This window comes from Vibrio sp. 1CM23M, from assembly GCF_023161755.1.
Classification (GTDB): Bacteria; Pseudomonadota; Gammaproteobacteria; order Enterobacterales; family Vibrionaceae; genus Vibrio; species Vibrio coralliirubri.
Window position 1 is genome coordinate 1146127 of record NZ_JALNTR010000002.1, and the last position, 12481, is coordinate 1158607.

The 12481-nt window shown below is 44.6% G+C and carries 14 protein-coding genes; 2 read left to right on the forward strand and 12 right to left on the reverse strand.

What is annotated here, in order from left to right:
* Positions 1 to 202 precede the first annotated feature (202 nt).
* Together MSG35_RS10420 and MSG35_RS10425 are read left to right on the forward strand one after the other, a co-directional pair.
* Complete coding sequence (locus MSG35_RS10420) at positions 203 to 1477, forward strand: OmpP1/FadL family transporter (protein ID WP_248383853.1); 1275 nt, start codon at positions 203 to 205, stop codon at positions 1475 to 1477.
* Between the two features lie 297 nt (positions 1478 to 1774).
* Positions 1775 to 3070 (forward strand): outer membrane protein transport protein, encoded by a 1296-nt coding sequence (locus tag MSG35_RS10425; RefSeq protein WP_248383854.1) that lies wholly within the window; start codon positions 1775 to 1777, stop codon positions 3068 to 3070.
* A gap of 95 nt (positions 3071 to 3165) precedes the next feature.
* On the opposite strand, the gene MSG35_RS10430 is transcribed toward MSG35_RS10425, so the two are convergent.
* The 12 genes from MSG35_RS10430 to MSG35_RS10485 form a co-directional block, all read right to left on the reverse strand.
* Positions 3166 to 3951, reverse strand: a complete 786-nt coding sequence (locus MSG35_RS10430) for an MlaA family lipoprotein (RefSeq protein ID WP_061039282.1) — start codon at positions 3949 to 3951, stop codon at positions 3166 to 3168.
* 124 nt (positions 3952 to 4075) lie between these two features.
* Positions 4076 to 5296: a c-type cytochrome biogenesis protein CcmI gene (gene ccmI, locus MSG35_RS10435; protein WP_050621064.1), complete on the reverse strand. Its 1221-nt coding sequence runs from the start codon at positions 5294 to 5296 to the stop codon at positions 4076 to 4078.
* A complete protein-coding gene (locus MSG35_RS10440; RefSeq protein WP_248383855.1) occupies positions 5296 to 5787 on the reverse strand; it encodes a cytochrome c-type biogenesis protein in 492 nt (163 codons plus the stop codon). Before MSG35_RS10440 ends, ccmI begins: the two co-directional genes overlap by 1 nt.
* Positions 5784 to 6335, reverse strand: a complete 552-nt coding sequence (locus MSG35_RS10445) for a DsbE family thiol:disulfide interchange protein (protein WP_017060653.1) — start codon at positions 6333 to 6335, stop codon at positions 5784 to 5786. Before MSG35_RS10445 ends, MSG35_RS10440 begins: the two co-directional genes overlap by 4 nt.
* A gap of 5 nt (positions 6336 to 6340) precedes the next feature.
* Complete coding sequence (locus MSG35_RS10450) at positions 6341 to 8311, reverse strand: heme lyase CcmF/NrfE family subunit (RefSeq protein WP_248383856.1); 1971 nt, start codon at positions 8309 to 8311, stop codon at positions 6341 to 6343.
* Entirely contained in the window at positions 8308 to 8790 is a 483-nt protein-coding gene (gene ccmE / locus MSG35_RS10455; protein WP_017064106.1) for a cytochrome c maturation protein CcmE, read from the reverse strand. Before ccmE ends, MSG35_RS10450 begins: the two co-directional genes overlap by 4 nt.
* Entirely contained in the window at positions 8787 to 8993 is a 207-nt protein-coding gene (ccmD, locus tag MSG35_RS10460) for a heme exporter protein CcmD (RefSeq protein WP_009848525.1), read from the reverse strand. Before ccmD ends, ccmE begins: the two co-directional genes overlap by 4 nt.
* 14 nt (positions 8994 to 9007) lie before the next feature.
* Positions 9008 to 9748, reverse strand: a complete 741-nt coding sequence (locus MSG35_RS10465) for a heme ABC transporter permease (RefSeq protein WP_017064107.1) — start codon at positions 9746 to 9748, stop codon at positions 9008 to 9010.
* Between the two features lie 148 nt (positions 9749 to 9896).
* The gene (gene ccmB / locus MSG35_RS10470) at positions 9897 to 10565 is read right to left on the reverse strand and encodes a heme exporter protein CcmB (protein ID WP_017060658.1); all 669 of its coding nucleotides are present in this window, start codon (positions 10563 to 10565) and stop codon (positions 9897 to 9899) included.
* A gap of 1 nt (position 10566) precedes the next feature.
* Entirely contained in the window at positions 10567 to 11184 is a 618-nt protein-coding gene (gene ccmA, locus MSG35_RS10475; RefSeq protein WP_048607846.1) for a cytochrome c biogenesis heme-transporting ATPase CcmA, read from the reverse strand.
* Positions 11185 to 11463: 279 nt separating this feature from the next.
* On the reverse strand, positions 11464 to 11976 hold the full coding sequence (locus MSG35_RS10480) for a DUF2802 domain-containing protein (RefSeq protein WP_248383857.1): 513 nt from the start codon (positions 11974 to 11976) through the stop codon (positions 11464 to 11466).
* Positions 11976 to 12470 carry a chemotaxis protein CheW gene (locus tag MSG35_RS10485; protein ID WP_017064109.1) on the reverse strand — a complete coding sequence of 165 codons (495 nt, stop codon included), beginning with the start codon at positions 12468 to 12470 and terminating at the stop codon, positions 11976 to 11978. The genes MSG35_RS10480 and MSG35_RS10485 overlap by 1 nt, the downstream gene beginning before the upstream one ends.
* Between the last annotated feature and the right edge of the window lie 11 nt (positions 12471 to 12481).

Below are 12481 nucleotides of genomic sequence, written 5' to 3' on the forward strand. Positions count from 1 at the left end.
CCAATACCTCTAGAGTTAAAACTCTAAAAAACAGCATTTCGCACCATTTTCGTGCCAGATAGGCGTCATTTCCATAATTTTCCACTCAAAATTTCCAATGGTCGGATTTGTATATCGTATACTTGCGAATAGGATCAGCCACCATTGAGCAATTGCTCAAATTAATCGCCCTGTAGAGGCGGATATATAAAGGAATAAATGAATGACTACCAACAACACGCGTCTGTTTAAAAAGTCTCTTTTAGCAGTAACAATTACACTGGCGTCTTCGCAAGCGATGGCAGCAGGTTTCCAACTTAACTCGCAATCAGCAACTGGCCTTGGCCGTGCTTTTGCTGGTGATGCAGTAATCGCAGATAACGCTTCTGTTATGGCTCGTAACTCAGCAGCAATGGCTTTGTTTGATTCATCTCAGTTTTCTGCTGGTATCAACTACATCGAGACTGACATCGATGTTACAAACGTGAAAGCAGGCGGCACAGTGCCTGTCGATAGCGCAAACAATAGCAGTGGTACTCCGGTTCCTAATATCTACTATATCCACCGACTAAATGACCAATGGGCATTTGGTGCTGGTATCTACTCAAACTTTGGTACAACTAATAATTTTGATAGCAGCTTTGGTTCAAGCAGCGCGTTAGGCGGTGCACACACTGGCCTATCAGCGTATGGCGGTACTACTGAAATCAAAAGTATCAACTATGCACTATCTGCTTCATACCGTGTGAATGAACAATTCTCTATTGGTGCAGGTCTAGATATCATTCAAGGCAGCGGAAAACTAGAGCGTAATTTAACAACTGGCCCCGCAGGTAATACTACAACACAAAATCTAGCAAAAATTGATGCTGATGGTATTGGTCTAGGTTGGAATATTGGCGCTGTATATGAAATAGACTCAGCAAACCGTTTTGGCCTTTCTTACCATTACAGCCCTGAAATCGAAGCTGATGGGGATATGACCCTTACGGACCCAACTACAGGCGGGGCACTTCCGCTAGATACGTTATACCTATCATTGCCTAGCATGGCTGAGTTCTCTGGTTACCATGAGATTAAAGATACTAAGTTTGCGGTTCATTACTCTGTTCAGTGGATTGGCTGGAACACATTTGACACTCTAGAAGCAGACTCTGTTGCTGGTAAGCAAGAAATTGGTAACTACCAATGGCAAGACGGTTGGCACTACGCAATCGGTGGTACTTACTTCCTGAACGATGCTTGGACTCTGCGTGCTGGTTACATGTATGACACTGCAGCTCAAGATAAAGTAACTTCGATTTCTGTTCCTGATTCTGACCGTCAATGGTTCTCTGCAGGTTTCACATACGCATTCCAACAGCAGCATACTGTTGACTTCGGCTTTACTTACCTACTAGGTGAAGATGTAGATGTGACTGAAGGTGGCGGTGCTCTAACAGCAACTACTCACGCAGACGCTATCTTAGCTGGTATCCAATACAGCTACAGCTTCTAATATAAGTTAGATTTCAAATACCCAAAGGGTCGCATTATGCGACCCTTTTTTATTGCCTAATCCACTGACCCGCATCAATTTAAGCTTACAACTGTAGCCTGCAAGGCTAATATATGACTACAAGTGTACGCTCAAACTTCGCAACACAGCCGAAACATTCAGATTATTTCTCTAATAATTGAACACATTTACTCATTAAATCCCTAAAACACTGTTTTATTCGAATTTCATTTTTAAAGTAATGACTCTAAAAGTAGAATCACGCCACTAAATACTTATGATTCAGCGAACATAATAATGAAAATGAATAAGACTCTTCTATCTGCTGCAGTGGCAGTTGGACTACTTTCGACTTCTACCGTGACTCAGGCGGCAGGTTTTCAACTAGCAGAATACTCAGCAACAGGCCTAGGCCGTGCATACGCTGGTGAAGCTGCTATGGCTGACGGTGCAGACGCACAATGGCGTAACCCTGCAATGCTGACTTACCTAGAAGGCACTCAAGTTTCTGTTGGTGGTATCTACGTTAACCCTAACATTGATGTTAAAGGTGAAGTAAACCACGCTCACCCTGCGATAGGTACAAGCCAAGCATCTTCAAACGATTTCGCAGATGACGCTATTATCCCGAACCTTTACATTTCTCACCGTTACAACGAGAAGTTTGCTATCGGTTTTGCATTTGGCACAAACTACGGCATGGAAACCAACCTAGGTGATGATTTCAATGCTTCTCACTTCGGCAATGAAGCAAGCGTAATCACTAAAGAAGCTAACCTAAACTTTGCTTATCAAGTTGTTGAGCAAGTAAGTGTTGGGGGTGGTATTCGTTACGTGATGGGTGAAGGTAGTTTCGGAGCAACGACACCAGCAAAAAATGCAATCGGAGCTCCAGAAGGTACAACACTGAAATACATGGAAGGTGATGACACTGCATGGGGCTGGCAAGTAGGTACGGCATGGCAGATCAACGAAGATCACCGCATCGGTTTTGCCTACAAGTCTGAGGTTGAACTGAAATTAGAGGGTCACGCAGAAGGTATCGGCTTTGGCATGACGCCCGATCAACGTGACAACGGGCATATGATGTTGGCACTTCCTGCAACAGCAGAACTTGCAAGTTTCCATCAACTAACAGAAGCATTGGCAGTTCATGCAAGCTTTAACTGGACTGACTGGAGTTCTTTCGAAAAACTACAAGCAGAATTAAACACATACGGCAGCCAAACAGTTAAAGTGGAAAATTGGGAAGATAACTACCGCCTTGCTTTAGGTGCAACTTACCAAGTTGACCCAAAACTGGCTCTACGTACTGGTGTGGCTTACGATACTTCAGCTGTTAGTGACAAAAACCGTACTATTACAATCCCAGAAACTGACCGCACTTGGTTAAGCATTGGTGCGGGTTACCAATGGTCTGAACAACTTTCATTAGACGCGGGCTTTACTTACATCATTGCTAAAGATGCTCCAATCACTGAGTCACGTGGTTATAAATCTGACGATGTTGCAGAAGCTGTTGGTGGCCAATTTGTTGGTACAACAACAGGTAATGTTTGGCTAGTGGGTATCCAAGCCAACTACCGTTTCTAATCTGTTTTACTTAATCTAAAGTAAACAAACATTAAAAAGGCTCGATGTTGCATCAACACCGAGCCTTTCTTTTATCGATTTTCTAAATCATCTTTCTAGTAATCTTCTAGATAACCATCGATGAAGTCTTCTTCTTCAAGGTCGACCTCTTCAGGTTCTATCTCGGCTTTGAAATCACGACGTTGAATGTAAACATCACGCGTTAATGCATATGGATCAGGAGAATTATCCAACAGCGCTTCTTGTGATACTAACTGAGCACGTGTTTCCATGCCTTCAAATGCCCACTTTCCTAAGCTAGCCCAGAAGTTCAAGAACGACAGAGGCACATACATACCATCAACGGTTTCAGTCACTTCACGCGTTGTTAGTGGACCATAACCCGGCACCATGAAGTACGGACCATTCCCTACCCCATAATGACCAATCGCATCAGAGAACGACTTATCATCGTATTTGGTGATCCCCGCTTCGCTGGCAATATCGATCAAGCCTAACAAACCAATCGTTGAGTTAATCCAAAAACGGTTGAAATGGTCGAGTGCTTTCTCGCCATTACCCATAATGAGGTTGTTCACCATGCTTGATGGTTCGTCTAAGTTGGCTAGGAAATTGGAGATACCAGAACGCACTGGCACTGGGGTGTAGTCAACATAAGCGAGGGAAACAGGACGAACTAAATAAGGATCTAGATATTCGTAGTTGATATCCCACATCGCGCGGTTGAAGCCTTCAAAAGGATCATTCGGGTGGGACTCTTCGACGTATTCAGAGGTTTCGAGGTTATCATCGTTAACACTTTCGTCCGGTGCACTTGAACACCCAACCGTTAAGCTTGCGATAAAAAGTAAACTCGAGAGTCTTAAAACACTGACAGACATATCACCTTTTCCATAAGGAATTCAAATAATAAAAAAGGCCAGCAATCGCTGGCCTCAATTGTTTGGCTAAGTCTATACCGTTTATCTGCAAATCGGAATAGCTAACACCTATGCAAAGTGATGATTAATATTGCTTATTGATATCAATGGTAACTGGAGCACCCAGTTCAACCACTTCACTTTCACCGTACCAATCACCTTCGCGAGTGGAAACGTTACCGTCTGTATCAAGCCTAGCTCTAACCATCAGAGTTTCAAGGCTAGACAGCTCTTGCCCTTCCAGCATGCTGTTGCCATCATCTAGCACAACAGTACGAGGGAAAGTCCCTAGTGGGTAACGAGCGGCTGCGATAGGCATTGGAGAACCATCAGCTCTGTGCACTGACACAATTAACACTGAGTTAGGGTCAGCGTTAACGTCAGCAGATAGATCGAGCGTTACAGCAACAGTCTTACCTTGGTCGACACCCATAGTGTCACCCATTTTCTTCTGAGCACTTTCAATACTGCGCGAAAGCATTTCATAGCGACTGTCTTGTGGACCAATCATCTGTTGCATGATGCTCCAGTACTTCACAGCACCTGGATAGTCTTGACGCTCAAATGCATCGAACGCTAGCAGTGAGAACACACGAAGGTCGACGTAATCGTTTTGAATCAAACGGCTCAAAATCAAACGAGCTTGGTTTTGATCAGCTTCATCAGGTGAAAGCATCAGAGCTTGTGCGAAACCTAACTGAACATCTTCATTCTTAGGTTCAAGCTTGTAAGCTCGTTCCATAGAGTCTTTTGCTGTTTCAGCATCACGGTTAGCCAGTGCAATACGACCGAGTAGTAACCAACCTGTTGAATCTTTTGGTTGGTAATGCAGACGAGTACGAAGCGCCAGAGTCAAATCTTCCAGCTCATCATCCGTTAGTGCACCACCTTCCGATGACATTAGCTTTTTAGACAATTCAGGAAGATTCGAGCTCACTTCTTGCCAGTGTTGAACTTTGTCCAATGCACCGAACTTAAAGTACATACCATAAGTCACAACGACGACAAGAATGATCGACGGTACAACCACACCAAGCGTAGAGATTTGAGTCTTCTTCATCTCTTCTTGTGCAGGAACATCATCAAGCAGAGACTGTTTCAAATCAGCGATCAGTTCTTGTTGGTTATCAACAAGACCTTCCTCTGCTTCTACTTCTAACTCGACAAGACGGTCTTTATAGAATGCTTTGTTCAACTCGTCGCGAAGCATTTCATCATTGTTTGCCTTCTTATTAATGAAAGGCAGAACAATTAAGAAAATTGCCGCTAGCGAAAGGATAATGGTAGAAATCCAAAATAGAGTCATTACTTCTTATCTCCGTCGTTCTCTTCATCGAGTAACGCTTTTAAGCGAGCTTCTTTGTCTGCATCCCAGTCTTTATCTGACTCTACTGCTGCTTTTGATTTTGACTTTCTGCTTCGTAAAATAATCAAACCAAATCCAAACACAACAACCGCAAACGGTCCAATCCAAAGGATCGATGTTGCTAGTGTCAGTGGTGGATTGTAAGTCACAAAGTTACCGTAGCGAGCAATCATGTAATCAATGATATCTTGCTTCGACTTGCCGTCTTTTGTCATCTCGTACACTTTTTGGCGTAAGTCGACCGCTAGCTCAGCGTTCGAATCACCAATCGTGTTGTTCTGACATTTAGGGCAACGTAGTGTATTGCTTAGCTCTTTGAACTGCTGCTCTTGATCTACGGTATCAAATTCATGAAATTCGATAGGTGCAGCAGAAACCGCCGCTGAAATTGCGAACGTAGCGAATAGAGTAATCAGTGCCTTTCTAATCATTTCGATTCCTCCAACAACTCTTGATACATCGGCTCAAGCGTCGATGCCCAGTTGGTTGGGTTCACGTCACCAACATGGCGGTAGCGAACTACGCCGTTAGCATCGATTAGGAAAGTTTCAGGCGCGCCATACACGCCAAGGTCAAGACCTAGCATGCCATTACCATCAAACAGGCTAATTAGGTACGGGTTACCCAACTCTTTTAACCAACCAACCGCTTTGTTGCGATCATCTTTGTAGTTAAGACCAATGATCTTAACGCCTTGATCCGCAAGCTTGTTCAGGTAAGAGTGCTCTGCATAACAAGTAGGACACCAAGTCGCCCACACGTTAAGAAGCAATGGCTCACCTTTAAAGATTGCTTGGTCATGAAACTTACCTGGTTGTTCTAAGTCTTCTAGACCGAACTCAGGAACAGGCTTACCAATCAATACAGATTCAAGCTTAGTCGGGTCATCGCCCGACTGGTTGCGCATTAATTGCGTTGCAAAGATTCCAGCTAGAACCATGAACGCAATCAATGGAATGAATAAAATCTTCTTGTTCATTCGAATTAAGCCTCCTGCTCTTCAGCCGACTTTTTTGTTGGCTTACGGAAACGGTAACGACGGTCACTGATAGCAATAGCACCACCAATCGACATAATCAAAGAACCTGCCCAGATCCAACGTACAAATGGCTTGAAGTAGATACGAACAGCCCAAGATTTGTTGTCGTCTAAACGTTCACCCATTGCAATGTAAAGGTCGCGCGTTACGCCACGGTCAATCGCTGCTTCTGTCATCATAGACTTAGCTGTGGTGTAGAAACGTTTTTCAGCGTGAAGCGTGTTGATGTATTTGCCTTCTTTTGTAATTTCAAAGTCAGCAATGTAACCATCATAGTTAGGACCATCTTTGTCACGAACCCCTGTAAACAGGAAGCTGTACTCTTCAAGCTGGTAGCTTTCACCTGGCGCCAGACGCACATCACGTTCGATGCTGTAGTTTTGCACCATCGCAATACCAATCACTGTCACGGCTAAACCAATGTGACCACACATCATTGCCCAGTGGCTACGAGGTAGCTTAGTTAGACCTTTCAGGAATGTATGACGGTGAGTCGCACGCTCATGCAACTCAAAGCCATGCATGAAGATGATCCAGAACGCCATTACCCAACCAGCAAAAGCAGTACCACTGAAGCGGTCAGCCAGTAGAGCAACCATTAGCGCACTCAAGCCCAGTGAGAATGCACCTGAAATCAGCATTGGTTTAACAAGCTTAGATAGGTTGTCACGTTTCCAGCGGATCAGAGGACCGATACCAAGCAGGAACGAGAACGGGATCATTAACCAGAAGAACAACATATCAAAGAATGGTGCACCGATAGATACCGAGCCCAAGCCTAACTGTTTGTGAACTAATGGCAGTAGCGTACCGACTAACACAACGACAAGCGCTGCAATCAATAAGATGTTGTTACCAAGCAGTGCGTTTTCACGAGAAACCAGATCGAAGTTACCGCGAACACGAACCGATGCGCCTTTAACTGCGAATAACAGCAGTGAACCACCGATAACAAAGACTAGGAAACCTAGAATAAACATACCACGAGCAGGATCCGACGCGAATGCGTGAACCGATACCAAGATGCCCGAACGAACTAAGAATGTACCTAGTAAGCTTAGCGAGAATGCAGAGATAGCCAGCAATACTGTCCAAGCTTTAAATGTGCCACGCTTTTCGGTTACCGCTAGTGAGTGCATCAGAGCAGTACCAGCTAACCAAGGCATGAATGAAGCGTTTTCTACTGGATCCCAGAACCACCAGCCACCCCAGCCAAGTTCGTAGTAAGCCCACCACGAACCTAGTGCGATACCTACTGTTAGGAATAACCAAGCTGCGATTGTCCAAGGACGTGACCAGCGAGCCCATGCCGTATCAAGGCGACCACTCATTAGAGAGGCGATTGCAAAAGAGAACGCAACAGAGAAACCTACATAACCCATGTAAAGCATTGGCGGGTGAATAATCAAACCCGGATCTTGCAGTAGTGGGTTCAAGTCACGGCCATCTACAGGGAAGAAAGGCAATGTACGTAGGAACGGGTTAGACGTTACGATAATGAACAGCAAGAAGCCGACCGTAATCAAACCCATGATAGCCAGTACGCGAGCTACAGACTCTTGAGGCATACCACGGCTAAACGTCGCTACAGCAACCGTCCAACCCGCTTGGATAAGAACCCAAAGCAGTAATGAACCTTCGTGAGCGCCCCAAACCGCCGTAATTCGGTAGTACCAAGGGAGTTGGCTATTCGAGTTACTTGCTACGTATTGAATCGTAAAATCATTTGTGTAGAACGCGTAACACAAGATAAAGAACGAAATCGCTAAGAATCCGAACATACCCCACGACAACGGTCGTGCGCTGTTCATCAATAATGTGTTATTTCGAGCGGCTCCATACAGTGGGAGCACGCTTAGCAGCAATGCAAGTCCCAAGGACAGGATCATCGCAAAATGGCCGATCTCGGCTATCATTGAGCATTTCCTTCTTTTTGTTCAGTCGTGTATTGCAAAGGCTCATGGGTTTTCTTCATTGCTTCCGCAACTTCAGAAGGCATGTACTCTTCATCGTGCTTTGCCAACACCTCAAACGCTTCGATTGTCGTTGCATTTTTAAGAACACCCTGAGCAACAATACCTTGGCCTTCACGGAAAAGATCAGGAAGGATGCCATCGTATAGAATTGTTACTTTAGGGCCTACATCTTGCAAATCAAAGCTAACACGTAGTGATTCATTGTCACGGCTTACAGAGCCGACTACGACCATGCCACCAATACGTAGGCGTTGACCAACTTCAGGTTTCTTACCATCTTTACCGTTGACCAGCTCAGTTGGTGTGTAGAACAGATCCATGTTCTGGTTAAGTGCGTAAACCATCAATCCAACAGTCGCACTGATACCAAAAAAGATCGCTAAGACAATGCCCAGCCTCTTTTTACGTCTTGGGTTCATAGAGTGTTCTCCATATTTTTTGCTGCATCGATACGAGCTTGACGATCAATCTTAGCTTGTACTTCATTTAGTAATTGCTTACCACGACGAACGCTTACGACCAGTAAAATGATCATCGCGAGGAATGTGATTCCAAATGCACTCCATACATACGAGGCATAGCCTCCCATGGCAAAGAAATCACTCAAAGATTCAAAATACATAATTACCTACCCTACTACGCTTTTTCAGCCGCAAGCTTGCGAACCCATGGACGGTGACTTTCTTTACTGATGATTTCGTTACGGAAACGAACCATAGTCACAGCACCAAAGAAAAAGGCGAAGCCGAAGATGTTAAGAAGAAGCGGCCATAACATGTCACTTGAAATAGAAGGCTTGTCGAACTTAGTGATCGTCGCGCCTTGGTGAAGTGTGTTCCACCACTCTACTGAAAAGTGAATGATAGGTAGGTTGATGACACCAACGATAGCCAAAATGCCTGCCGCTTTCGCTGCTGTTTTTTGGTCGTCAAAAGCGTGGTGTAGTGCGATCACACCCAAGTATAGGAATAGAAGAATCAGCTCTGAGGTTAAACGCGCATCCCAAACCCACCAAGCGCCCCACATTGGTTTGCCCCAAACAGCGCCGGTTAGTAACGCAATGAAGGTAAACACAGCACCAATAGGTGCCATCGCCAGTGCGGCCATGTCTGATAGCCTTACCTGCCATACCAAACCGATAAAGGCAGCAATCGCCATCGACATGTAAACGCCCATCGACCAGATTGCTGACGGTACATGGATGTAGATGATACGGAAGCTATCGCCTTGTTGGTAATCAGAAGGCGCAAATGCAAGCCCCCACACGGTACCGACGGATAGACACAATAGCGCTAGGATCGAAAACCATGGCAAAAGTTTACCAGCAAGCTGATAAGAGGTTTCTGCTTTGGCATAGGGATGGAGCCATTTCCACATGTTGTAATCTCACTCTTACTTCATATTGCTTACAGCTATTAAAGCTATAATTATAATAATTTTATTTGTCTTGCTTTCAGTTTTACTGACTCTATGAGTCCAATCGACACGTTTGGTTCACATTGGCTATACGATAACGGAACCCCAATCAGTTCACACTCACTCTAAGTGCGGCACTGATCGCAAAAGGCGTCATAGTCATCGCACCCATTAACATTGCCCCAAGCACCGCCAATTGGCCGTTGTACGCAACGCCCAAAGCCGCAGCGTCAATCGCTGACGTCGCGAAGATTAAAATGGGGATGTAAAGCGGCAAGATTAACAGGCTTAACAGGACTCCGCCCTTCTGTAACCCAACGGTTAACGCAACACCAATTGCACCAATAAAACTCAATGCGGGTGTTCCTACCAGCAAGGTCAACACAACTGAGAGCCATGTATCAAAATCTAAAGACAACAAAACAGCCAATAATGGGCTGATTAAAATCAATGGTAACCCGGTCAACAACCAGTGTGCTATGACCTTGGACAATACTACCAACTGCAACGGGATGGGCATCAGCATCATCTGTTCAAGGGCGCCATCTTGAAAATCATCGCGGAAAAGACGTTCTAAAGAGAGCAATGCAGAGAGCAAAGCGGCCACCCAAACAATACCCGCAGCAATACGCGCAAGTAGGTTTGGCTCAGGGCCGATACTCAAAGGGAATAGAGTTATGACAATGATGAAGAACCACAAAGGGTTAAAGATATCCGCTTGACGTCGAAACGCAATAAGCAGTTCGCGTCGGATAATCGTGGTCATTGAAGAGATCATATTACTCACCCAACTTTATTTTTCTTAGTTTCGGGCTATCAGCAAACATATCTTGGTGTGTGGTTAATAACACAATGCCACCGTTGTCTGCATGCTGAGAAAAAAGAGATTCGAGAACTTTCACGCCCTGCTTATCAATCGCAGTCAGCGGCTCATCGAGAATCCACAACATTTGCTTGCTCAACCAAAGGCGAGCCAACGCAACTCGACGCTGTTGGCCTGCTGAAAGTTGCCCCGCAGGTACGTCTTCTCTGCCCGCAAGCCCCACTTGAGCCAGCGCGTGGTAAAGCTCTTCTTTGCTGGTACCGCCACTGTGAATAGACTGATAAAAGCTCAGATTCTCATAAGCACTAAGCTCGCGCTTTACGCCTGTTTGGTGACCAAGAAAAAGTAAATTTTGATGATAAACATCTCGACTCGATTCAATAGACTCACCGTCCCAAGAGATAGTGCCGTCATCGCGATCGCCTAAACCAGTAATAATCCTAAGGAGTGTCGTTTTCCCAGTACCGTTACGACCTTCAACCTGAACCAGTTCACCTGGTTTCAATTGAAAAGACAACGATTCAAACAGAACCCTGTCGTCACGAATAGCAGTTAAATTTGAGACTTCTAGCATAGGTAAATTTAGTCGAGTAATGAGAGCGCTATAGTAGCACACCAACATGGTGACAAAACAGGACTAGGCGTTTTCGATAGAACAAAGTCGGTAAGAAACTGTTACCACCGCATCACAATTTACACATTTTCATCAACAAACAAGATATTGTCGTAGATACAAGCACTTATAAACATCGTTCTATATAGATCGATTAGACATAAAAAAAAGAAGCCGAAGCTTCTTTTAAGAGGAATACGTAATAAACATCAATTGCTCAATACGAATTAAGCGCTCAATTTAACGACGTCTAGGCGGGTCTCTGCGATCGCGAGAGGCATCGGGTTGATCATCGTACGATGAAGGGTTACTTCTCAACGAAGGGATTTTTTCCTTACCCGCGAGCTTATTCTGCAGAGACATCATTAGCTCAGCTTCCGCTTTAGGTAATTCACACTCTTCGATCAGTTCGTTTATCCCGGCACCAAGCTGAACCATTTTAGTTGCACGTGTGTACAAGCGTCCATCGGTGTCAGCATGTTCCAGCTCAACAATACGTTCATTCAAGTGCTTTATCAGATCTTGCTGTTCCGTCACTTTCTGGCCAAGGCCAACCACAACAGAGCGAACCTCAAGTAATTGCTTACTCGATTTTTGAAGCTCTTTGTCCAAGTTACGAACTTGCAGACGTGACTGATCGAGCTGCTTTTGAATCGCACGTTTTACTTTGCTAATCAAAATCAGGATAAATAACGTAAAAAACCCAACGCCTGATATCAGGGCAACAGGGCTTAAAGGAAGCGCTTCAAACATTACAGGTGAGCCATCTCATCCCATTCGTCTTCGCTTAGTAGTTTGTTTAGATCTACTAAGATAAGCAGCTTGCCATCTCGGTTACTTACACCTTGGATGAACTTAGCACTTTCATCAGTACCAACACTTGGCGTTGTGTCGATTTCAGAAGAACGTAAGTAAACCACTTCAGCAACGCTATCTACTAGAATACCAATTACTTGACGCTCAGATTCAATAACGATGATACGAGTGTTGTCTGTGATTTCCCCTTGCATCAAACCAAAGCGAGAACGAGTGTCGATAACAGTAACAACGTTACCACGTAGGTTGATAATACCTAGAACGTAATCTGGAGCACCCGGTACTGGAGCAATTTCGCTGTAACGCAGTACTTCACGTACTTGCATTACGTTGATGCCGTAAGTTTCTTCTTCTAGCTGGAAAGTCACCCATTGAAGTACTTCATCATTCGTTTGCTCTTTTCTTACTTCAACTTCACTCATATGAGACATAGATAATCCTC